The following is a 23,355-nucleotide window of genomic DNA, read 5'->3' as shown; positions in this document are numbered from 1 at the left end:
GCAGACAGCCTGTTTTAGATCTTGCTACGTACGCCAATCAAATGCATATTCAGCAGATTCTTAATGAGGAAATCTCATGAGTCTGACGATACGTTCGCTTCAGCACTTTTCCGTCCTTGCCGAGGAACGACATTTTTCGCGCGCGGCCCAGCGCCTGCACCTGACGCAATCCGCTCTGACTCGCAGCATCCAGTCGCTGGAGGAAACGCTGGGGCTGGTATTGGTCGACCGTGCTTCCATCGGCGTCACGCCAACGCAGGCGGGGAAAATGGTGCTGGATCGTTCGCAGCGCATCCTGGCCGATGTGATCGCCTTACGGCGCGAGGCTGAACTGATGCGAGGCCACGACACCGGCCACGTCAACCTGGGAATAGGCGCGTTTCCCGCCGCCGGCTTTTTGTCGCCGCTCATGGTGCAGCTGGCTCGCGAACATCCGGGACTGAGCGTGCATGTGGAAATTGAAAGCTGGCAACGGTTGCTGGACAAACTGCTGCTGGACAAGCTGGACTTCGCGGTGGCCGTCACCCACAGTCTTCCCCCACCCACCGACTTCACCGTCCGCGCGCTGCCGCCTCAGCATGGCGGCTTGTTCGTGCGGGCAGGCCATCCCCTGCTGGCGGTGCGCAAACCGAAGCTGCGCGCGGCCCTGGCGCAGTACCGGCTGGCCGCCACCGACCTGCCGCAGCGAGCGCGCGAGTATCTGGCCAAGCTGTACCAAGTAAGCGGACCGCACGAACTGCCGATCGCATTTGAATGCGACAGCGTGAGCGTGCTGCGCGACGTCGCCATCAATAGCGACGTAGTGCTGTTCTGTACACGGGAAGCCATCGGCCCGGATCTGGACCTGGGCCAGCTGGTCGCCTTGCCGCTGCCCTACCCCGCCTCTGGCAAATTGACCTACAGCGTCATACACCGCGCGCGGCGCAGCTTGTCGCCCACAGCAGAGCGCATCATCACCTTGGTGCAGAGCTTTCTGGCCAGCGACGCATCGGCCGCCGAGCCGCCCGCCACGCGCAAGCGACAATAACCTTACGTGATCAGGCTCAGGGCAGCCAGTCCTAACACGCCCGCCTTTCACCCCGCAAACCCGCCCGCTGCTGGCAAACTAGCAACCTATTCACCATTGACATAAATCATCATGACCCTTGCATTGCTTCGGATAGGCTTATGCGCAATCTAAAAGGCAAGTCCTCGTCCACCACGGAAGGCTATTTGTTTTCTGATCAGATCGGCCACCTGCTGCGGCGTGTCTATCAGCGGCATACCGCTTTGTTCCAGCACTACATCCCCGACTCCCAGCTCACGGCGGCGCAGTTCGTCGTGCTGTGTTCGGTGCGGGATAACGGTGCAAGCTCGCTGGCGGACCTGGTCAAGGCTACCGTCATCGATCAGGCGACGGTGCGAGGCGTGGTGGATCGCTTGAAGCAGCGCGAATTGGTGCAGGTGGACCACGACCCGACCGACCGGCGCAAGGTGGTGATCAACCTCACGCCTATCGGGCAGTCCCTGGTTCAAGAGATGGAGCCCTTCGCCAAGCAGATCACCGAAAGTACCTACGGCAATCTGAATCCCGCCGAACGCGTGGCGCTGCATTTTCTATTGAGCAAAATGCTGAACGGCGACGAACAGGTCTGACCCATTCGCCGCCGTGTCTGGCCGCGCAAGGCGGCCTTTCTAGCGCGTGATCAATCCAGCGCGCGGTTCCGCGATTCGACGTCCACGGACCAGATCGCCAATGCGCCCGCCACGAGCATGCTGGACAACACCACCAGCGACAGCGTGAAGTGGCTGGTCATGATGGGCGCGATGATGGCCGGTGCGAACAGCCCGCCAAAACGCGCCACGGCGCCCGCCATGCCCATGCCACTGGCGCGCAGGTCGGTCGGGTAGACCTCGGGCGTGAAGGCGTACAACGCGCCCCAGGTGCCCAGCAGCGAAAAGCTCATCAGCAAGGTCGAACCGATCACCACGGCGGGCGAGGTGCCCAGGCTGTACAGCATGCAACCCACGGCGCTCAGGATCAGGAAGCCGACCAGCGTGGGCTTGCGGCCCCAGCGTTCTACGCCATAGGCGGACAGCGCGAAGCCGGGCAACTGCACCAGCGCCAGCAGCACCAGGAATTCCTGGCCGCGCATGAAGGCAAAGCCTTCGGTGCTCAGTTTCACGGGCAGGTACACGAAGACGCCGTAGTAGGCGATCGAGATCAGCGCCCACGCCAGAAACAGCCCGATGCTGCGCCGCCGGTAGTTGGGCGAGAACAGGGCGAACATGGACTTGTGCACGGGCGTTTCCGGTTGCAACTCGGGCACTTGCGCGCCTCGGCCGTTGACGCGGGCCACGCGTTCCAGCACCTTGCGCGCCTGATCCGATTTTCCGTTTCGGTTCAGGTACATCGGCGATTCGGGAATGTAGAAACGCAGCACCACGCCGATCAGCGCCGGCAGACCCGTGACGAAGAAGATCACGCGCCAAGCGTCATCGCCCCAGGACACGGCCGCCAGCGCCAGCAGCGCCAGGAAGATGGTGCCCACGGCCCAGAACGATTCCAGCAGCACCAGCCAGCGGCCACGGCGATCGCTGGGCAGGAATTCCGCCATCATCGTGTAGTCCACCGGCAGTGTGCCGCCCACGCCGATGCCCGTCAGGAAGCGCAGCAGCAACAACCACGTGAACTCAGGCGCGAAGGCCGACGCCACGCCCGCGCAGGCGTCGATGACCACCGCGATCATCAGGACCGGGCGACGGCCGATGCGGTCCGCCATCCGCCCGAAGACGAAGGCGCCGATCAGCATGCCGATAAAGAAGAACGTGCCGCTTTGCAGCGCCTGCGGCACGGTGATGCCAAAGGTCTTGGCGATGGACGGCGCGGAAAAGCCGATGGACAACACCTGCATGGCGTCGGCCATCCAGACCAGGCCAAAGATCACGAAAAGCCGATACTGGAACTTGCCGACACCGGCCACCTGAATGGCCTTGTCCACGGATACCAATGAAGCTGACATAGATGAAACCCCTTGATGTGATCATCACTAAAGCTGCACGCGTTGTGGCCGCGTTTCCTTAATCCAGCTGCGCAGAGTCGCGCAGCCGTTTAATCGTTGCCGTGGTGTCCGGCCAAGCCTGCTTGTCTGGCGCGAAGCGTTCGCGCAGATATCCGACCAGATCCGCGACCTGCGTGTCGTTCAAGCTGTCCTTGAACGCGGGCATGTATCCCAGCGCGTCATCGGCTGGTTCCTGGATGCCGTTCAGGATCACCTGGATCAGGTTGTCGGGCGTGTCGGCATAGAGGTTCGTGTTCGCGCTCAACAAGGGCCTGGCGCCGAACAAGGTGGGGCCGGCGGCTGTGTCGTGACACATCGCGCAGGCGTTCTGATAGATGCGCTCGCCGTTGGCGCGGCGGCCCTGAAGGGAATGCAGGGTCGCGCTATCGCTGGCCGCCTGCATGTTGGCGGCCGGAGCCGCAGCCGCAGCCGCCACGACGGGCTCGGGGCGCGGGCTTGCAGGCGTCGGCAAGTCCAGCAGATAGGTCGTGATGGCCTTGACGTCGCTGTCGGGCAATTCAGCCAGGCCGTGGATGACGGGCGCCATCGGCCCGGCCGCCACGCCGTGGCTGGGCGAATAGCCGGTGCGCAGATACTGGAACAGCTCGTCGCCCGACCATGCGCGCGGGCCGCTGGCCAACTGGTTCAGCGCGGGCGCGGTCCATCCCTCGGCCTCGCCGCCCGCCAGATAATGCACGCCCTTCTTCTCCGCGCCCAAGGAGTTGCGCGGCGAATGGCAGGCGGCGCAGTGGCCCACGCCTTCCACCAGATACGCGCCGCGCAGCCACTGCGCGCTGCGCGAGGGGTCCGGCGTGAAGGGCGTAGCGTCGTGGAACAGCGCGTTCCAACCGGCCAGCAGCGGACGCATGTTGAAGGGGAAGGCCAGCTGCGTCTTGGGCGGTTCGGCCTTAACAGAAGGTTGCGACATCAGGTAGCCATACAGCGCCTGCATGTCGGCGTCGCTCAACTTGGCGTAGGCGGTGTACGGGAATGCGGGATAGAGCTGGCGGCCGTCCTGGTGCACGCCCTGGCGCATCGCGCGTTCAAACGCGGTGTAGGACCAGCGGCCGATACCGGTGTCGTTGTCGGGTGTGATGTTGGTGGTGTAGATGGTGCCGAATGGCGTGTCCAGCGCCAGGCCGCCCGCGTTGGGCTGGCCGCCCGGCGCGGTGTGGCAGGCCACGCAGTCGCCGGCCGCCGCGACCAGCCGGCCGCGTTCAATGGCCCGCATCGAATACAGCGACACGTCCGGGCCAGCCGTCAACGGCAGCGCGGGCTTGAACGGCCACAGCGCCACCGCCATGCCGGCCACGCCCGCGACACTCGCCATGCCCGCCGCCAGCCACGCTCCGGCTCGCGCAAGCCGGCCGCGCGTCGTCGCACGGCGCGGGGCTTGCAATGCCTGCCGCAACGATTCGGTGTCGAAAGGCGCTTGCCGCAGACGCACGCCGGTGGCGTTGTGAATGGCGTTGGCGATGGCGGCAGCGGCCGGCAAGGTGACGACGCCGTCCACCGCCAAACGCCCTTGCGACAGCTCGCCTACGGACGAATCGCCCAGCTGCATCGCGCTGTCGGCCTCATCAGGACGCAGAGCCAGCCCTTCATCACTGAACGACGGACTGCTCCAGTCGTCGAAGGCGGAGGGCGCTGCCAGCAGCCGACGCGCATTGTCCAGCAGCCACGGGGTTTGCTGTTCGATCCGCGCGTGCACGCTTGCCGCCTGCGCCGACTGCAAGCGTTGACTGTCATGCCCGGCCACGACGCGGGTGACATCGACCCGCCCCGTACCGGGTTCGACCGATACGTCGGCGACCCAGGCGGCCCAGACCATGCGCGATGCGCCATCCTCGTCAACGCACTGCACCTGCGCGGTGGCAAAGCCCGTGCCGTGCAATGCGCCTGCAACGGCTGGCGCCTCGGCGTCGGTCGGCTCAACCGCGCGGTCCGCCACCTGGCGGGCAAGCTCGCGCCCCCTGCCCTCCTGCAGATGCTGCAACCGCCAGGCGACGGGATCTTCGCCTTTGGCCAGCGCGTCTTCGTGCCACAGACTTTCTTCCGCGAACACCTGCGCGGCATTCAACTCGTCCACACTGGCGCGCAGGGGTTGCGACGCGCGCTTCGTGGACGTTACGTCAATGCCGCCACACACCGTCGCGTGCGCCGACGGGCCAGACTGGGCAGGCTCGCTCAACAGCCGTGCAAGGCTTGGGCGCACGGCCCAGGGTGCGTCCGATGCCAACGTCGTCTTCGCGTCGAAAGCCGGCGCTACGACGTCCAACATCGAATCCAAGTTCACATCGTGCGCGGCATCCATCGCGGGACGCCCCGCCTGCACGCGCAAACTCAATTCATCTGCCATGCCCACCGGACACGGCACGCACACCGGCCGCCCGGCTGCTTGCGACAACAATGCCGCATCGGCGGCGGCGTCCATCAAATCCAGTGGGTGCGCCGCGCTCGGTCCATCGACATGCGCGTCTTCGGCAAAGAGGCTGATTGCCGCGTCGGGCAGGTGCAGCAGAGCCGCCAGGTCACGGCGGATCTGCGCTTGCACGCCTTGCGCGCACGCAGGCAGCCACACGCTGGCATGTCCGTTCAGCGTCCATGCCGTGACCCGCGCGCCGGCGGCCGATGGCGCGCTGGCCAGCCGCAGCGTGTAATGGGGCGACTCCCCCTCGTCCTCGTAGTGGGGCGTTGACGCCAAACTATCTGGAGCTTGCCACACCGGGGCCAAGGCCGCCGCCGCTTGCCTTGCGTAGACGGGCGACACGGCGACGACGCCTGCATAGTGCGCGCGCCGCACCGTCGCCACCACACCCGCCAGCGTGCGCGCGTGATCCAGCTGCACCGCTTGCAAGACGCTGCCCCGATACCGCGCGCCATCCCAAAGCACGGCAGGCGGCCGCAAGGCCAGGCCATGCAGCAGATCCGCGGGCGGAATTCGGGGCATGTTCCCGAAGGCCTGCGTAGACAGCAAAGCGGGATCCGACGTCGGCCCCAGGGCGTCCCGGTTCATCGTGCAGGCCCGCCGTCCACGGCATGCGGCGCGATCAAGCCTGATGCCCCATCGCCGCCCGCACGCAAGCGCACCGCCCGCAACGCCGCCTGCATGATTTCCACATGCGTGCCGCAGCGGCAAAGATTGTGATGCAGTTCGTTGCGCAACGCTTCCTCGGAAGGATTGGGATTGCGGCGCAACAGCGCCTCCACCGTCATGATCATGCCGTTCAGGCAGTAGCCGCACTGCGCCGCCTGGCAGTCGATGAACGCCTGTTGTGTAGACCCGGGCTGCTGGCGCGTGCCCAGGCCTTCCAGCGTGGTCACCGCCCTGCCCTGCGCGGCCCTGACCGGGATCACGCAAGAGCGTGCCGCAACGCCGTCGATCAATACCGTGCACGCGCCGCACTCGCCCAGGCCGCAACCATACTTGGGCCCGTTCAACGCCAGGTCATTGCGCAGCACGTGCAGCAACGCCGTGTCGGACGACGCGGGCACGTCGCACTCGCATCCGTTGACGTTCAAGCGGATCGGGCGTGGGGCGGTGCTTGAATTGACTGAGGATCCCATGGGGCGTGGCGCAGGCTCGCGGTTCGAAAAGTACGAAGGTTGCCGCGACGCGGGCCAGGGGGCAAGCCCCTGTGCCCGCGCGGCGGACAGGCATCAGGCCGCGGCGCGCGCCTTCGGGTCCACCAGCGGTTCGTTGAACACGTCATAGCCGAAGCACCAGGACGGATCCTCATTGGTGCGCAGCCAGGTGTTGTCGTGCGAAATGCGTTGCACCTTGCTTGCGCGTTCGGCGCGGTTGGCTTCGTACAGCGCAAAAGCCAGCTCGTGATTGTCCACGCCCACCTCCTTGAAGCAACGCGCCAGCATGGCGCCGTCTTCAATGGCCATGGCGGCGCCCTGCGCCATGTGCGGCTTCATGGGGTGGCAGGCATCGCCCAGCAACACCAGGCGGCCGCGGCTCCAGAGCGGCAGCGGATCGCGCTCCAGCAGCGACCACTTGGTGACGTCGACCGTGGCGTCGATCAAGGCCTGCACCGTGGGATGCCAGCCGCTGAACGCTTCGCGCATTTCATCCTTGCTGCTGGGCAGCCAACGGTCGTTCAGGTCCCAGTGTTCCACCGGCACGCCGGTGACGTAGTAAAGCTCATCGGCCTTGCTGGTCACGAAATAGACCATCATGTGGCGATCATCGCTCCACCATTTCACGCAGGAATCGAAGGGCAGCATGCCGGCCTTGGTCTGCGGCGTGGGGAACACGGCGCGGTGCGCCAGATAGCCGGCGTACTTGGGCAGCTCGGGTCCGAGCAGTTCTTCGCGGATGCGGGAATTCACGCCATCGGCGCCGATCACGATGTCGGCCTCTTCAGAGGTGCCGTCGGCAAAGTGCATGAGCACCACGTCGCCGCGATCTTCCACGCGCGTCAGGCTTTTGTCGTAGGCGACGACGCTCTTGGGCAGGGCATCGACCAGCAAGGCGTGGAAGTCGCCCCGGTGCACGGTCAGGTAGGACGCGCCGTATTCCTTGACGGCGTAATCGCCCAGCGGAATCTGGGCCAGGATGTCGCCGGTTTCCCAATGACGGCTGTACCAGAAGTCCGGATGCGACCCTTGCGCGTTGAGCGCGTCCTCGATACCGATGCGCCGAAGGATCTTCATGACGTTCGGCCCCACATGGATGCCGGCCCCCAGCCGCGAAAAGCCGGGCGCCTGCTCGTAGACGCGGACGTTCAGCCCTTGCTTGAGCAGCAGCGCGGCGGTGGCGGCGCCGCCCAGACCCGCGCCGACGATGGCGATACGAGGGGATGTAGACACGGAACTTCTCCTTGCTGGATGGTGAAAGACTGTTCAAGCGAATTCTGCAAAATTATGAAGTACACGCTTAATTTATGGATACACCTCATGTGCAATCCAAGCGTAAACCCCAAGACGCATCACCAAAATAGTGCATATTTTTCACCCTATTAGGTGAAAACCACTACGGAAACCGGGCTGGCCTTCTGCGTCGCTCTTTGCAAGAATAGAGCGTATACGCTTCTTTTGAATTTATCGAAAACCCTAGTCCCGACGCTTTTCAAGGCTCTTCATGACCAAGACATTCCGAATTGGGCAGATCGTCCCCAGCTCCAACACAACGATGGAAACCGAAGTGCCCGCCATGTTGCAGGCGCATTCGTCGCTGCGCCCCGCCGACCGCTTCACCTTCCACTCCAGCCGCATGCGCATGAAGAAGGTGCAAAAGGAAGAGCTGGCCGCCATGGACGCCGAAAGCGATCGGTGCGCGCTGGAACTGAGCGATGCGCGCGTGGACGTGCTGGGCTATGCCTGCCTGGTGGCCATCATGGCCATGGGACGCGGCTATCACCGCGTCTCGCAACAACGCCTGACCGAACGCACGGCCGAGAACGGCGCGTCGGCGCCCGTCATCACCAGCGCGGGCGCGCTGGTCGAAGCGCTGCACGTCATGGGCGCCAAGAAGATCGCGCTGGTCGCGCCCTACATGGTGCCGCTGACCGAACTCGTCATGGACTACATCGCCGCTGAAGGCTTCGAGATCGTCGACTGGCGCGCCCTGGAAATTCCCGACAACCTGGAAGTGGGCCGCCACGACCCCGCCAAGCTGCCGGCCATCGTCGCTGGCATGAACGTGGCCGACGCCGATGTGATCGTGCTGTCCGCCTGCGTGCAGATGCCCTCGCTGCCCGCCGTCTCGCAAGTGGAAGCGGAAACCGGCAAGCCCGTGCTGACCGCCTCCATCGCCACCACCTACGCCATCCTGAAAGAACTCGGGCTGGATCCGGTGGTGCCCGGCGCAGGCGCCCTGCTCTCGGGCGCTTACCCCTATTCCAGGAACGCACAATGACGCAATCCACCAGCACCTATCTGTACGGCGGCAACGTACACGCCAATGGCATCCGCCAGCATTACCTGCGCTACGGCGGCGCCACGGGCGAGCGCGCCGGCCGCCCCGCCGTCATCCTCATTCCCGGCATCACCAGCCCGGCCGTCACGTGGGGCTTTGTCGCCGAACACCTGGGACGCCACTTCGACACCTATGTGCTGGACGTGCGCGGCCGGGGCTTGTCGGCATCGGGCCCCGGGCTGGACTACGGACTGGACGCGCAAGCCGCCGACGTCACGGCCTTCGCTCAAGCCTTGCACCTGACCGACTACGCGCTGGTGGGCCATTCCATGGGCGGCCGCATCGCCGTGCGCGCGGCGCGCAGCCAACCCGAAGGCCTCGCGCGCCTGGTCATCGTGGACCCGCCCGTCTCGGGTCCGGGCCGCCGCCCCTACCCGGCCAACCTGGCGTGGTACGTGGATTCCATCCGGCAAGCCACGCACGGCATGAGCGCCGAGGACATGCTGGCCTTCTGCCCCACCTGGACCGACGCCCAGCGCCAGTTGCGCGCGCAATGGCTGCACACCTGCTTCGAACCGGCCATCGTGCAAAGCTTCGAGGACTTCGGCCGCGACGACATCCATGCCGACCTGCCCGCCATCAAGATCCCGCTGCTGTTGATGACCGCTGAAAAGGGCGGTGTCGTGGGCGATGACGACGTGGCCGAATGGCAGGGGCTGGCGCCGCAGACGCAGCACGTGCGCGTGCCCGGCGCAGGCCACATGATTCCGTGGGACAACGAAGCCGGTTTCTACCGGGCCTTTGGCGACTTCCTCGGCTGCCCCATCGACTGATCCGCCTTCTTCCCTTTGCGCTGCTGAACCCCAAGGAACTTGCCATGTCCGTCAGCGATATCGATTTGATCCACGCCTGGAAGCAGGTACTGACGCTGTCGCGGCTCCAGGCCGGCCAGATCGTCACCGTGCTGACCGGCGCCGACACGCACCCGCAAACGCTGCGCTGCGCCATCGCGGCCGCCACCGACCTGGGCGCACGCGTCAACCGGCTGGACCTGCCGCCCGTCAACGCCGAAAAATCCATCAGCCGCGACGCGCTCGCGTACCTGGGCGCCACGCCGCTGACGGGCAACCCTGCCGCCATCGCCGCGCTCAACGCCAGCGATCTGGTGCTGGACCTGATGACGCTGCTGTTCTCGCCCGAGCAGCACGAGATATTGCAGACGGGCACCAAGATTCTGCTGGCCATCGAGCCGCCCGAAGTGCTGTGCCGGCTGGTGCCCACCGAGGCCGACCGCAGCCGCGTGCAAGCCGCCGCAAAGCGCATCCAGGCGGCCAGCCAGATGCACATCACGTCAGACGCCGGCACCGACCTGCGCTGCCAGCTGGGCGAATTTCCTGCCATCTCTGAATACGGTTTCGTGGACGAGCCGGGCCGCTGGGACCACTGGCCCAGCGGCTTCGTGCTGACCTGGCCCAACGAAGGCCAAAGCCATGGCCGCGTGGTGCTGGACCGGGGTGACATCCTGCTGCCCATGAAGGACTACGTCACCGATCCCATCGAGCTGGTCATCGAACGCGGCTACGTCACGCGCATCAACGGCGGCTTGCAGGCCGACATCCTCAAGGAATACATGGCGGCGTATGAAGACCCCGAAGCCTACGCCGTGTCGCACGTCGGCTGGGGGCTGCAACCGCGCGCGCAGTGGTCGATGCTGGCGCACTACAACAAGGAAGCCCACATCGGCATGGACGCCCGCGCCTTCGAAGGCAATTTCCTGTGGTCGATGGGCCCCAACAACGAAGCGGGCGGCAGCCGCACCACCGCCTGCCATATCGACATCCCCATGCGCCATTGCAGCGTGGCGCTGGACGGTCAGCCCGTCGTGACGCACGGCGTGGTGCAGGACGAACCCGGTCTGGCCCATGCCGCCCGCCGCAAGGACAACAAATGAACGCCTCATCGCAAACCATCCCCAGCGACGCCGTGCCCGGCGACATTTCCGCCTATACGCGCCAGGGCTTCGGCACGCCGCTGCCTCTCAAGGCACCGTTCGGTCTGCTGATCGTGGACTTCGTGAACGGCTTTGCCGACCCGGCCGTGCTGGGCGGCGGCAACATCGCGCCGGCCATCGCGCAGACGCGGCATCTGCTGGCCCACGCGCGCCAGGCCGGCTGGCCCGTGGCGCACAGCCGCATCGTGTTTTCGGACGACGACGCCGACAGCAATATCTTCTGCCTGAAAGTGCCCGCCATGCTGGCGTTGAAGGAAGACAGCCACAACAGCGCCATCGTGCCGGAACTGGCCCCCGCGCCCGGCGAATACGTGGTGCGCAAGAGCACGCCGTCTGCCTTCTTTGGCACCATGCTGGCCCCGTGGCTGGCGCAGCGCGGCGTGCAGACGCTGCTGGTGGCCGGCTGCGTGACCAGCGGCTGCGTGCGCGCCAGCGTGGTGGACGCGATGCAATCGGGCTTCCGGCCGCTGGTCGTGTCCGATTGCTGCGGCGACCGCGCCATTGGTCCGCATGATGCAAACCTGTTCGACATGGCGCAGAAATACGCCGCCGTCATGCCCATGGACGAGGCGTTGACGCAGACGCGTGCGCTGGGAAATGCCCCAGTGCCGGGCGCGACGCGATAGCGGCATAATCGGCTACCGATCCGGACCCTCTTCTTCATGCCCCTGCCCCAGCCTCAACTGCTGCCCGGCGCGCTGCTTGCGCACCCCGACGCGCTGCTCGTCGTGCGCGAGCCGTCCGCGCCGCCCAAGCCGGCGCCGGGCCAGCCGGGAAGCGCATCGAACTACGTCCAGCCAACCCCCGAGATCTTCATCGCCATCGTGCGCGACGCCGGCCTGATCGCCGACGACCTGCCCTCGCCCGGCTGGCGCGTGCTGGCGTTCAACGGGCACGTGGACCTGGGCACCGGCATCCGCACGTCGCTTGCGCAGATCGTTGCCGAAGAACTCGACGTGCCCCTGTCGCGGCTGGACATGGTGCTGGGCCATACCAACGCCGCCCCCAACCAAGGCCCGACCATCGCCAGCGCCAGCATCCAGATCTCTGCGGTGCCCTTGCGTCGCGCCGCCGCGCAGGCGCGCGAGCATCTGCTGATGCTGGCGGCACAGCGCTGGGACCTCCCGCGCGACGCGCTGCACGTGCGCGATGGCGTAGTGCAACCCGTTGATGCTGCCCCCCACGGCGAGGCGCACCGACTCAGCTACGGCGACCTGCTGATCGGCCAACACATTCGCCTGACCTTGCTGCCGCCCGATCAGCCCGTGCGCCTCAAGCCCGCCAGCGAATACCGCATCGTCGGCCAGGGCGTCGCGCGCGTGGACATCCCGGCCAAGGCCACCGGAGAACTGAGCTTCGTGCACGATGTGCGCGTGCCCGGCATGCGCCACGGCCGCGTCGTCCGTCCGCCGCATCCAGGGCGCGATGCCGGTGACTTCATCGGCCGATGCCTGATCGACGTGGACCACGCCTCGGTCGCGCATCTGCCTGGCAACGTGCAGGTGGTGGTGCAAGGCGATTTCGTCGGCGTGGTGGCCGACCGCGAAGAACAGGCCATCGCCGCGATGCGGGCGCTGAAGGTGCGCTGGCAGCCCACCGCGCCCGCGCCCAGCCTTGCCGACGTGGCCGCCGCCATCCGCGCGCAACCCGCCCGCGCGCGCCCGCTGATCGACGAGGGCGACGTGGACGCCGCCTGCGCGCAAGCCGCCACGCATCTGCGCCGCACCTATGTATGGCCGTATCAGATGCACGCCTCGATCGGCCCGTCGTGCGCTGTCGCTGAATTTCAGGATGGCCGGCTTACCGTGTGGACCGGCACGCAGAACCCGCACATGCTGCGCACCGACCTGGACCGCTTGCTGAACCTGGGCGAAGGCCAGATCGACCTGATCCGGCTGGAGGCCGCCGGCTGCTATGGCCGCAACTGCGCGGACGACGTCTGCGCCGATGCCGCGCTGCTGTCAATCGCCGTCGGCGCGCCCGTGCGCGTGCAACTGTCGCGCGAACAAGAGCACCAATGGGAACCGAAAGGCACCGGGCAATTGATGGACGTGGGCGCGGCCATCGACGCGCAGGGCACGCTGCTGGCCGTCGACTTCGCCGTACGCTACCCGTCCAACGACGCGCCGCTATTGGCCTTGCTGCTGACGGGCGTCGTCTCGGGCGAGCCGCGCACGCTGGAAATGGGCGACCGCACCGCCACGCCCCCGTACCGCTACGCCGCGCGCCGCGTGGTCTGCCACGACATGCCGCCGCTGGTGCGCGCGTCGTGGCTGCGGGGCGTGTCCGCCTTGCCCAATTCCTTCGCACATGACTGCATGATCGACGAACTGGCCGAGGCCGCAGGCGTCGATCCCGTTGAATACCGCCTGCGCAACCTGGACGACACGCGCGCCACCGCGCTGATCGCAGCCACCGCCAAGCAGGCGGGCTGGACGCCGCAAGCGAGGGGCAGCCGGGGCAAGCCACAGGCCGACGGCCTATTGCGCGGTAGAGGCGTTGCCTACGCGCGCTACGTGCACAGCAAGTTTCCCGGCTTTGGCGCGGCGTGGGCCGCGTGGGTGATCGACCTGAGCGTCGACCCGGCCTCGGGCCGCGTGCGCGTCGAACGCATCGTCGTCGGCCAGGACACGGGCATGATCGTGAACCCGGACGGCGTGCGCCATCAGGTACACGGCAACGTCATCCAGACCCTGAGCCGCTGCCTGCTTGAAAAAGTTGATTTCGATGAGGCCGGCGTCGTCAGCCGCGAATGGGGCGGCTACCCCATCATCGGATTCAAGGACGTGCCGCCCATCGAAGTCTTGCTGATGCCGCGCCAGGACGAGCCACCAATGGGCGCGGGCGAATCGGCGTCAGTGCCCGGCCCGGCCGCGATTGCGAACGCGATGTTCGACGCCACCGGCAAGCGCTTCTATGAAGCCCCGTTTACGCCGCAGGCTGTGCATGCGGCGCTAGCGGCATAAGAAACTGCATCAGCGATGCGCGGCATGGCAGGCGGCAAGGCCCGCCATGCTCGCCACCTGATCACTCAAACGCTATCCAGCCCCGCGCGATCGATCTGCGCGGCTGCCGCCTGTGCGTCCTGCATTTCCGCCACGAAGATGGGCGCACACATCCCGGCGATCACCGCCGCCAGCTCCCGGTCCACGCCGTCATAGGCGTGGCGGCCAGCGAGCATGTTCAACGAACCCACCACGCGACCCTGATAGCGCACGGGAATATTGAACGCCGATTGCAGGCCGCGTTCGATCAGCATGGGCGCTTCGGAAAACACCGTGCGCACATCGTCCTCGTTGCTGGCCACATACATCTGGCCCTGCTCCAGCACATGGCGCGACCACGGCCCGTTGCCCGTGGCCTTGAAGCCGCCCAGCGGGCTGATGCTTTCGTCAGACGTGTACAGGCGCTTCATCAGCCGCTGCTCTTCCAGATACAGCAGCGCGGTGAACAACTGATGCCCAAACGCCTCGGCAAGCAGCGCCGACACTGCTTGCCACTGCGCGTCGCGGTCGGGCGCCATGCCCAACGCGCGCGCGTGCGCCGCCCACGGCGCCAATGCGGATGCCTGCGCCATCAGTGGATCGCCTCAAGCACCACGCCACGCGTGTTCTTGCCGAAGAACAGAATGCCCAGCCCGCCCACCAGCAGGATGGCCGTCATCATGGCGAACACGCCGGCAAAGCCCAGCACCGGATACGCCACGCCCACGATGGTGGGCGATGCAATCGACCCGATCCGTGCAAAGGCCGATGCCGCGCCCATGCCGGTTGCTCGGATCGACGTCGGGTAGATCTCGGCGGTGTAGGTGTACTGGCCGGCAATCACGCCGTTCATGCCGAATGACAGCAGCATGCTCAACATGATGATCTGCTGCTCGCCGCTGGCCAGCGCCAGGCCCAGCGCGGACAGGCACGACAGCAGCATGTACGCCAGGATCGTGTACTTGCGCCCGATCTTGTCGTTGAAGTACGCGGCGGAGAAATAGCCGGGGATCTGCGACAGGTAGATCAGGATGGTGTACGAAAAGCTCTTCGTGATAGTGAAGCCGCGCTCGACCAGCAAGCTGGGGATCCACACCAGGAAGGCGTAGTAGCAGAACAGCACGGTGATCCAGAACACCCAGACCAGCACCGTCGTGCCCAGATACCGCTTCGAGAACAGCGAACCCAGCTTGTCCCACGCGCTTTGCGGATCTTCCGCCTGCGTCGGGGCGCGGCGCGTGGCGACGGGCGTGGGCAGCGGACGGCCCAGCTTTTGCTGCACCTCGGCTTCGATGGCCGAGCAGATGCGGTCGGCCTCGGCCGTCTGGCCCGTGTGCTCAAGCCAGCGGGGCGACTCGAACAGCGACTTGCGCCACCACAGCAGGAATATCACGGGCACCGAGGCGATGACCATGATCCAGCGCCACCCATCGTCGCTCATGGGCACGATGAAGTAACCCAGCAGCGCCGACAGCACGAAGCCGAACGAGAAGAACCCCGCCAGCGCGCCCGTGAAGCGGCCGCGATACTTGCTGCTGACGAATTCCGCCAGGTACGGCGCGATGATCGCGCCTTCCGCGCCCATGCCGATGCCGGCGATCATGCGCAGGATGTAGAACTCGTGATAGTTGCGTGCAAACGCATTGATGAACGTGGCCACGCAGAACAGCAGCAAGGCCCACATCATGATTTTCTTGCGGCCGTAGCGGTCACCCAGGATGCCCGAGAACAGCGCGCCCACCAGAAAGCCCACGTAGGTGCTGCTGGCGATCCAGCCGATCTGGCCGGTGGAAAGGCCCCATTGCGTGCGCAACGAGGGAATGATGAAGGCAATGATGCCGGCGTCCAGCGCTTCAAACGCAAGCCCCAGGCCGCCTATCAACAGCAGCCTGAAATGGAAGCTGGAAAACGGCAGCCGCTCCAGGCGGTCCGATACGGAATACATGATGGGAATTTCCGGAAAAAAAGTGAAAGAACGTCAGCAGGCGTTCTTGTGCAGCAAGCCGCGGTTCATGATGAGCTTGATGGAATCGGGCTGGGTCAGAAGGGAGATGTCGTCCAGCGGATTGCCGTCGATCAGCAGCAGGTCGGCGTGCGCGCCTTCGCACACTTCGCCCAGCAGGCCTTGTTGATTCAGGATCTCGGCGCCGATCAAGGTTGCTTGCTGGATCACCTTGGCATTGCCCAGCACGCGGCCGCGCAGCACCAGTTCGTCGGCCTGCATGTAATGCGTTTCTCCCAGCAGGTCGCTGCCGTAACCCATCTTCACGCCGACCTCGTCCAGGATCTCAAGCGCCTTCAGGCCCTGGGTGCGGACCGTGGCGATCTTCTTGACCGAGTCCAGCGGCAGGCCATAGCGCTCGCCGTCGTTGGCCAGGCCTTCGTAGGTGATCAGCGTGGGCACCATGTAGGCGCCGTGCGCTTTCATCACCTCGGCGGCCTCGCGGTCGACCAGGTTGCCGTGTTCGATGGTGCGTACGCCGCAACGCACGGCGCGCGAGATGGCGCGCGGCGTGTAGGCATGCGCCATCACATAGGTGTTTGCGTTGCTGGCTTCTTCGACAATCGCGATCAGCTCGGCTTCGGAGAAGCCCAGGTTCTGGATCGGATCGTTCGGCGAGGCCACACCGCCCGACGCCATGACCTTGATCTGCGTTGCGCCCTTGAGGATTTCCTCGCGCACAGCCAGGCGGCAGTTGTCCACGCCATCGACCACACGGCCGATGTTGCCAATCTTGACCGAGCAGGGGCACGGGTCCAGTTCGTCGTTGCGCGGACGGAAATCGCCGTGGCCACCCGTCTGCGACAGGGCCTTGCCCGAGCAGAACAGGCGCGGGCCGTCGATCACGCCATCCAGCACGGCTTGCGCCAGCGCCCAATCCGCGCCGCCGGCATCGCGCACCGACGTGAAGCCACGGTCCAGCATGCCCTGCATGATGGGCAGCGCGCGCAGCAGCGCCAAGGCGTTCGGCAGCGCCGCCACGCGGCCCAGGTTGAAGGACGAGGCCACCACGTGCACGTGGCAGTCGATCATGCCGGGCATCAAGGTCATGCCCTTGGCATCGACCACTTCGGCGTCCGGCGCCGTCAGTTCATCGGCGCTGATGCGGGCAATCATCCCTTCTTCGATCAACACATTGGCGGCCTCTTCGAGGACCAACGTGCGCGTATTCAAGATCTTGCAATTCTTAACAACAACCGGCTTCATAAATAAATCACGCTATCCGTTCAACATGCAGGAAATTCAGCATGGCGAACTCTACCGGTACAATCCAAACGTCCGATACCGGGTCTCCCCTTAGGCGTTCGACACAAATTCGAACAGCCTTATGAGCAATACTCATACCCCCTGCGATCCCCCCTTCCGCATTTGTTCCTGCCCGCTTTCCTCATACCGCTATGAGACGTCGCTGCCCCACTCTCTCTGAATTGAATGCGTTCACCGCGGCGGCGCGGCATCTGTCGTTTTCCAAGGCGGGCAAGGAATTGTTCGTGACGCAAAGCGCCATCAGCCGGCACATCGCCACGCTGGAAAGCTATCTGGGTCACGCGCTGTTCATCCGCGCGACGAACGGGCTGCAACTGACGCGCATGGGCGCCACCTATCTCAGCCTGATCCGGCCAGCGCTGCATACGCTGGAAAGCGCCACCTCGCAGGTCATGGCCACGCAGCAGTCGGCAAAATCATTGAACGTATCGGCCGCGCCCACCTTTGCGGCGCAGTGGCTGTTTCCCCGGCTGAAAACCTTTCGCGCATTCAATCCCGATATCTCGGTCAATTTCGTGCGCTACAGCGTCGCGGATTACAAAAGCACCGAGCTGGATTTCGACGCTTCGATCCAATATGGCTACGGCGATTGGCACGACGGCGACGCCAAGTATCTGACGGGACGCGAAACCCGGCTGGTTTGTTCGCCCGATTATCTGGAACAGCATCCCATCCGCGACCTGGAAGACATCAAGCAGTGCACGCTGTTGCAGCACATCGAGATTCCGCTGTCGTGGGAATACTGGTTTTCCACGTATCTCGGCGATTATGAGCGCGCGCGCTTCGGCCCCGGCTTCAATCTGTTTTCGATGATTATCCAGGCGGCTTCTTCAGGCTTCGGCGTGGCGCTGATGCCGCATTGCCTGATCGAAAAGGAATTGGCCACCGGGCAACTGGTCGACGTATTCGACCGCAGTTTCGAAAGCCCGCTGGGGTATTACCTGTGCGCACCGAACTGGCGCAGCAATATGGAAAGCTACGACCGCCTGAGCCAATGGCTGTCGCACGAATGCTTGCATGGGGCGAGCTCGGGCGTTCCCAACAAGCGCCAGCCCGAACCGGATTGTCCCTATTGCGTGGCGGGGCTGACCCCAGCGCCTTGACCCCGCGCTCGCCCCGGACTCAATTGACGCGCGTGGGCAGCACGACGCGCATCCAGCGGGTGAGACGTGGCCGGATGCGCTGGTTGTGCAGCAGCACCGCGCCCAGCACGCCGATGAACGCGCCGATGACCGTGTCCACAAAGCGCGCCTCGATCACATCGGCGGGATAGCCCTGGCCCAGATGCGGCGCTTCGGCCAGGAAGATGGTCAGGGGAGTGATCAGCGCGACCGCGCTGGCGTAGTGCCGGACCACCAGCGTCTCGATGCCGAAGGACAGCGCCATCATCACGAGACTAAGCGTCCAGACATTCAAGGGCAGGCTCAACAACGCCCACGCCACGCACAAGCCCAGCGCCGTACCCAATATCCGGTGCAGCTGGCGGTTCCACGCCGCCCACAGGCTGGCCCCCTGAATGATCGCCAAGCAGCTGACCGGCACCCAATACGGGCGCGGCAGGTCCATCAATTGCGCCACCAGCAATGAAATGCCGACGAACAAGCCGATGATGATCGAGTCGTACACAACAAAATCGAACGTGGGTCTGGGCGGCGGCGCATCCGGCGCGGGCGGCGCCACGCGCGTCATGTGCAGGCTGTAGGCAAAGGCCACCAGGCACGCGACGAGGCAACCCAGCGCCACCATCCCTACCCGCAAGGGCACGTCCTCGATACGGCCGGGCGTATACGCGGCGATCGCGGTGGCCATGATGAAGAACAGGCTGCCGGGCGGCCCCAGCCGGTAGCAGCGGCACACCATGTTCACCAGGATGGCGATGATCGTCAGCGCGGCGATCATGGCGGTGGGCCAGAATTGCGTCAGTGCGCCGACGGCATAACAGGCGACCATGCCGAACGAGGCGGCCAGCAGCATCATCATGCGTTGCTGCAAGGACGAATTGGGCAGGCTGAGAAACACCATGCCGCCCAGGCTGGACATCAGGCCATAGTCCATGCGGCCAAAGTACGCGCCCACCATCAAGGGCAGGCCGGACGACAGCGCCGCCGCAAACGGCATCTCCCAACGCCGGTCGCTGCTGTTGACCCGGGTCAGCTCGCGCCAGGTCCCTTGCACCTGCTGCTTGACGAAGCCACGTCGCGGCCGCTCGCCGCCTGCCTCTTCCGGTTGATCTTGCTGGTTCATCCATCGCCCCTCTTTCGGCCTGCCAAGGATTACCCCCCCAAAATTCCGCCCAGTGGATTTAACGGGAATTCCCTGATATTCCCGCCCAGGCCGCATGGCTACCATTCCGCGCACCTCGGCTTACCAGCCGAAAGAATACCTATGCGCCCAGCGCGGAGACACCATGAAAGCACTCAAGCACGTTGCGGCAGGCACCGCCCTATTCCTTTCGTCCTGGGCCGCGACGGCCGGCGTGACTTTCGACAGCGTCAAGAACAAAGGCTTCGTCCAGTGCGGCGTCTCGACCGGCGTCGCCGGCTTCTCGGTCAATGACAGCAAGGGCGGCTGGATCGGCCTGGACGTGGACCTGTGCCGCGCGCTGGCCATCACCATGTTCGGCGACCCCGCCAAATCCAAGATCATGGCCGTCAGCGCCGTGCAACGCTTTACCGCCTTGCAGTCCGGCGAAGTGGACGTCCTGCCGCGCAACACCACGCTATCCCTCACGCGTGACACCACGCTGGGGCTGATCGGCGTGGGCGTGAACTACTACGACAGCCAGGGCATCATGGTGAACAAGTCCCTGAACGTGAAGAGCGCCAAAGAGCTGGACGGCGCCACCGTGTGCGTGCAGCCGGGCACGACCACGGAACTGAACCTGGCGGACTGGTTCCGTTCGCAGAACATCGTCTTCAAGCCGGTCGTGGTCGAACGACTGGACGAAATCATCCGCGCATTCGCGGTGGGACGCTGCGACGCCTTCACCGGCGACAAGTCGCAGTTGGCAGCCGCGCGCAGCAACCTGGAGAACCCGGGCCAGTACGACATCCTTCCCGAGAACTTCTCGAAGGAACCCTTGGGCCCGATGGTGCGCCAGGGCGACGAACAATGGTTCAACGTCGTGCGCTGGACGATGTTCGCCATGCTGGAAGCCGAGGAATACGGCGTCACGTCCAAGAACGTGGACGAGATGCTCAAGAGCACCAACCCGAACGTGCAGCGCCTGCTGGGCGTGACGCCGGGCATGGGCAAGAACCTGGGCGTAGACGACAAGTGGGCCTACAACATCATCAAGCACATCGGCAATTACGGCGAGAGCTTTGAGAAGAACCTCGGCCCCAGCAGCCCGCTCAAGCTGTCGCGCGGCTTGAACGCGTCGTACCGCGATGGCGGCCTGATGTATGGGTGGCCGGTGCGCTGATCCGGGCGCATCCGCCGTCATCTTCCTGCTGATGGCCCAACGGCCGGCTGGCGCTGCGTGCGCTGGCCGGCCGTTTGCGTTGGGGACCCGATTTTTGGAATCGTTACACTGGCGTCTTCCCCTGCGACATCCCTGCTCGCGCCTTTTTGCCTAGATGACGACAAACTCCCCCGCCCCCCAGTTCTTCCCCGCCGGATTCGTTCCCACCGAAGAACAGTCCCGGATCCAGACCTCGCGGAGCCGGACCAGCCTTGTCATCGCCAACGCGGGAGCCGCCAAGACCACCACCCTGGCCCTGCGCATCGGCGAAGCCCTGACCCGGGGGCTGCCGCCCGAAGACATCCTGGCGCTGACTTTCACCGACGAAGCCCGCCAGGTGCTGCAAACGCGCCTGACCGACGTCGGCATCGCGTACAACACGGCGCGGCGGGTGAATGTGCAAACGGTTGAAGAGTATGCGCAGCGGGTATTGGCCAGGATTGAAGACGGCAAGCCCGAGAGTCTGCCGTCCACGCGCGAGCAGCAAGCCTACGCCTTGTACGCGCTGGAGAACGTGGCGACGAACAACCCGCAATACGCGGAGCTGCTGGATATCCGCACCCACAACACCGCCGTCAGCCAGTTCCTGGACAGCCTGCTCAAGCTCAAAGCCACGATGCGGCTGGCGCCCGACGACGAGGCCGACGCGCTGACCATCGCCGAAAGCGCGGGCGTGACGATCACCGATTATCTCTGGGCGGTCGAGTACGAAAAGCAGCGCGTTGATGTGTTCGGCTATGTCGATGCCAGGGGCTTTTTCGACGCCACCTACGATCTGGCCCGCCTGCTGCGATCATCGCCTGATCCGCGCGACGTGCTGACGCCGTACAAGCTTGTGCTATGCGACGAACTGCATGACATCAACGAAGCGTCCTTCTGCATCATCGAAGCGCTGCTGCACGTGGACGTCACCTACTTCGTCGGCGTGGGTGACAAGGACCAGGTGATCTATTCCCACCTGGGCGCGGACGAATCGTTCCTGCAACATCGCATCCGCGCGAGCTTTCCCGACTGCGCGAATTATCCGCTGACGATGACCTACCGCCACGGCCCGCATCTAGCCTACGCGATGGAAGCCTTCAAGCAAAAGCCCGTGGATTCGAACCTGCCGTTGCGCACCGAGATTCACGAAACCACCTACGCCGACACGCCCGGCGCGTGCGGCGCAGAGGTCGCCCGCGCGCTCTTGCAGTGGAAGCAGGGCCGCAAGCCGCTGGACCAGTGCTGCGTGTTGCTGCGCGATGCGCACCAGTCCATCGAAATCGAAAACGCGCTGATGAACGCGGGCGTCGCCTACCGCACGCTGACGATGAAAAGCTATCTGCTGCGCGAAGAGATCCTGTTCCTGCGCGGCATGCTGGCTATCGCGCTGGACGATTTTCATCACGTGGCCGCGCCAGCCACGCGCGAGGCCATCGTGGAAGCCTTGACCACATTTGCCGAAGTGCCGCTGACGCCGCAGGAACTGCGGGAAGCGCAGTCCACGCTGGCGAAAGAGCCGTCGGCGCTGAAGCATTTTTTCAGCGGGCAGATCCAGCGGGTCGGCAGCCCCGCCGCGCGCACGCGCATCTCGGAAGCGGTATCGCACCTGCGCGAGCTGGCAACCGACACGCCCGCCTACCTGGCGCTGCAATCCGTGTGCGACCTGATGGACATGGAGAAGCTGGCCAAGCGCCTGTACGTGCATCCTTACGAAGCGTCGGTGGTCACCCGGTCGGTCGAAGGCTTCATCGCCTCGGCGCAGGCGTCCGGCAAGACGCTGCGCGAATTCTCGGAATGGATCGGCGCGGCCGAAGCCTTCGTCGGGGCGCGCCCCGGCAAGAACACGGTGCAGATCGATTGCATCGTCAACGTCAAGGGCAAGGAATTCGAACACGTCATCCTGCCCTTCATGGATGCCGACGCGTTTCCCGATCCGCTGCGCCACGCCCGCGAAGAAGAAAATCTGTTCTACGTGGCGGCCACCCGGACCAAGTCGCGCCTGACGCTGGTGTCAACGCAAGACGCAGCGCGGCGCAGCGCATTCATTGCCCGCATGCAGTTGGCCGGCACGCAGAAACGCGCGGACACCGCGCTGCGCCGGAACATGGCCGCACCCGTGCAGGCGGTGGGGCACCGGGATCTGAAGGTTGCGTACGCCAACCGGGACGTGGTGAAGGCGCTGGGCGCGCAGTGGGATAAGACGCGCAAGGTCTGGTATGTGCCCAGCGGGATGGATCTGGAGGCGTTTCGGGAGTGGTTGGCGTAACGCATTCCGGCTGCGGTACGGGCGTAACGGAACGTTAATCCCCGCAACATGGGCGCGCTGAAAGCCAGTTTATGATTGCACCGTAGCGAGCACGCCCAAATGCGTTACTCTCCCCTCCCCAATCCATTCCGCTAGGAGCCCCTCATGGCACAAGCCTCCGCCCGTCACATCCTCGTTTCCACCGAAGCCAAGTGCAACGAACTCAAGACCGCCATCGAAAACGGCGCTGACTTCGCACAAGTCGCCAAGGAAAACTCCAGCTGCCCGTCCAGCCGCGACGGCGGCAACCTGGGCACCTTCGGCCCGGGCCAGATGGTCAAGGAATTCGACACCGTCGTGTTCAGCGCCCCCGTCGGCGTGGTGCAAGGCCCGGTCAAGACCCAGTTCGGTTACCACCTGGTTGAAGTGACCAGCCGCCAGGACTAAGTCCCGCTGCTGCACGCAAAAAGGCCGCCGCCAGGGGAAACCCGGCGG

General features: G+C 65.0%; 19 protein-coding genes. 11 read left to right on the top strand and 8 right to left on the bottom strand.

Features of this window, described 5'->3' with window-relative positions:
• Positions 1-76: 76 nt before the first annotated feature.
• Both API01S_RS13425 and API01S_RS13420 read left to right on the top strand, forming a co-directional pair.
• On the top strand, positions 77-1,027 hold the full coding sequence (locus API01S_RS13425) for a LysR family transcriptional regulator (protein WP_061304775.1): 951 nt from the start codon (positions 77-79) through the stop codon (positions 1,025-1,027).
• 140 nt (positions 1,028-1,167) lie between these two features.
• Positions 1,168-1,635 (top strand): MarR family winged helix-turn-helix transcriptional regulator, encoded by a 468-nt coding sequence (locus tag API01S_RS13420; protein WP_006215934.1) that lies wholly within the window; start codon positions 1,168-1,170, stop codon positions 1,633-1,635.
• A gap of 50 nt (positions 1,636-1,685) precedes the next feature.
• Here API01S_RS13420 and API01S_RS13415 read toward each other — a convergent pair whose 3' ends face one another.
• The 4 genes from API01S_RS13415 to API01S_RS13400 form a co-directional block, all read right to left on the bottom strand.
• Complete coding sequence (locus API01S_RS13415; RefSeq protein WP_006215935.1) at positions 1,686-3,002, bottom strand: MFS transporter; 1,317 nt, start codon at positions 3,000-3,002, stop codon at positions 1,686-1,688.
• A gap of 58 nt (positions 3,003-3,060) precedes the next feature.
• Positions 3,061-5,991 (bottom strand): c-type cytochrome, encoded by a 2,931-nt coding sequence (locus API01S_RS13410; RefSeq protein WP_061305554.1) that lies wholly within the window; start codon positions 5,989-5,991, stop codon positions 3,061-3,063.
• 62 nt (positions 5,992-6,053) lie between these two features.
• On the bottom strand, positions 6,054-6,608 hold the full coding sequence (locus API01S_RS13405; RefSeq protein ID WP_061304773.1) for a (2Fe-2S)-binding protein: 555 nt from the start codon (positions 6,606-6,608) through the stop codon (positions 6,054-6,056).
• A gap of 93 nt (positions 6,609-6,701) precedes the next feature.
• A complete protein-coding gene (locus tag API01S_RS13400; RefSeq protein ID WP_006215938.1) occupies positions 6,702-7,859 on the bottom strand; it encodes an FAD-dependent monooxygenase in 1,158 nt (385 codons plus the stop codon).
• 271 nt (positions 7,860-8,130) lie between these two features.
• Between API01S_RS13400 and API01S_RS13395 the strand changes: the two genes are divergently transcribed.
• The 5 genes from API01S_RS13395 to API01S_RS13375 are packed head-to-tail and all read left to right on the top strand — an operon-like array spanning position 8,131 to position 13,884.
• Entirely contained in the window at positions 8,131-8,907 is a 777-nt protein-coding gene (locus API01S_RS13395; RefSeq protein WP_050728631.1) for a maleate cis-trans isomerase family protein, read from the top strand.
• Positions 8,904-9,740, top strand: a complete 837-nt coding sequence (locus API01S_RS13390; RefSeq protein ID WP_061304771.1) for an alpha/beta fold hydrolase — start codon at positions 8,904-8,906, stop codon at positions 9,738-9,740. Before API01S_RS13395 ends, API01S_RS13390 begins: the two co-directional genes overlap by 4 nt.
• 44 nt (positions 9,741-9,784) lie before the next feature.
• Positions 9,785-10,858: a hypothetical protein gene (locus tag API01S_RS13385; protein ID WP_061304769.1), complete on the top strand. Its 1,074-nt coding sequence runs from the start codon at positions 9,785-9,787 to the stop codon at positions 10,856-10,858.
• Positions 10,855-11,544: an N-carbamoylsarcosine amidohydrolase gene (locus tag API01S_RS13380; RefSeq protein ID WP_061304767.1), complete on the top strand. Its 690-nt coding sequence runs from the start codon at positions 10,855-10,857 to the stop codon at positions 11,542-11,544. Before API01S_RS13385 ends, API01S_RS13380 begins: the two co-directional genes overlap by 4 nt.
• A 36-nt stretch (positions 11,545-11,580) precedes the next feature.
• Complete coding sequence (locus API01S_RS13375) at positions 11,581-13,884, top strand: xanthine dehydrogenase family protein molybdopterin-binding subunit (RefSeq protein WP_061304764.1); 2,304 nt, start codon at positions 11,581-11,583, stop codon at positions 13,882-13,884.
• A 65-nt stretch (positions 13,885-13,949) separates the two neighbouring features.
• Here the strand turns inward: API01S_RS13375 and API01S_RS13370 are convergent, their stop codons facing one another.
• The 3 genes from API01S_RS13370 to API01S_RS13360 are packed head-to-tail and all read right to left on the bottom strand — an operon-like array spanning position 13,950 to position 17,110.
• Positions 13,950-14,495 (bottom strand): GAF domain-containing protein, encoded by a 546-nt coding sequence (locus API01S_RS13370; protein ID WP_061304762.1) that lies wholly within the window; start codon positions 14,493-14,495, stop codon positions 13,950-13,952.
• Positions 14,495-15,847, bottom strand: coding sequence for an MFS transporter (locus API01S_RS13365; protein ID WP_050728625.1), 1,353 nt, complete (start codon positions 15,845-15,847; stop codon positions 14,495-14,497). Before API01S_RS13365 ends, API01S_RS13370 begins: the two co-directional genes overlap by 1 nt.
• 33 nt (positions 15,848-15,880) lie before the next feature.
• A complete protein-coding gene (locus API01S_RS13360; protein ID WP_050728624.1) occupies positions 15,881-17,110 on the bottom strand; it encodes a metal-dependent hydrolase family protein in 1,230 nt (409 codons plus the stop codon).
• A 221-nt stretch (positions 17,111-17,331) separates the two neighbouring features.
• On the opposite strand from API01S_RS13360, the gene API01S_RS13355 reads away from it, so the two are divergent.
• Positions 17,332-18,273 carry a LysR substrate-binding domain-containing protein gene (locus API01S_RS13355; RefSeq protein ID WP_084802424.1) on the top strand — a complete coding sequence of 314 codons (942 nt, stop codon included), beginning with the start codon at positions 17,332-17,334 and terminating at the stop codon, positions 18,271-18,273.
• Positions 18,274-18,292: 19 nt separating this feature from the next.
• Here the strand turns inward: API01S_RS13355 and API01S_RS13350 are convergent, their stop codons facing one another.
• Positions 18,293-19,414: an FUSC family protein gene (locus API01S_RS13350; protein WP_061304758.1), complete on the bottom strand. Its 1,122-nt coding sequence runs from the start codon at positions 19,412-19,414 to the stop codon at positions 18,293-18,295.
• Positions 19,415-19,577: 163 nt separating this feature from the next.
• Between API01S_RS13350 and API01S_RS13345 the strand changes: the two genes are divergently transcribed.
• The 3 genes from API01S_RS13345 to API01S_RS13335 all read left to right on the top strand — a co-directional run bounded on the left by API01S_RS13345 (position 19,578) and on the right by API01S_RS13335 (position 23,307).
• Positions 19,578-20,594, top strand: a complete 1,017-nt coding sequence (locus tag API01S_RS13345; RefSeq protein WP_039882393.1) for an amino acid ABC transporter substrate-binding protein — start codon at positions 19,578-19,580, stop codon at positions 20,592-20,594.
• Positions 20,595-20,748: 154 nt separating this feature from the next.
• The gene (locus API01S_RS13340; RefSeq protein WP_050728621.1) at positions 20,749-22,881 is read left to right on the top strand and encodes an ATP-dependent helicase; all 2,133 of its coding nucleotides are present in this window, start codon (positions 20,749-20,751) and stop codon (positions 22,879-22,881) included.
• Between the two features lie 144 nt (positions 22,882-23,025).
• Positions 23,026-23,307: a peptidylprolyl isomerase gene (locus API01S_RS13335; protein WP_006215953.1), complete on the top strand. Its 282-nt coding sequence runs from the start codon at positions 23,026-23,028 to the stop codon at positions 23,305-23,307.
• Positions 23,308-23,355: the final 48 nt, after the last annotated feature.

Origin of the sequence: Achromobacter piechaudii NBRC 102461 (assembly GCF_001571245.1) — a bacterium.
Lineage (GTDB): Bacteria > Pseudomonadota > Gammaproteobacteria > Burkholderiales > Burkholderiaceae_B > Achromobacter > Achromobacter piechaudii.
The sequence above is the reverse complement of the archived record's forward strand: the minus strand, read 5'-3'. Positions and strand labels throughout refer to the sequence as shown.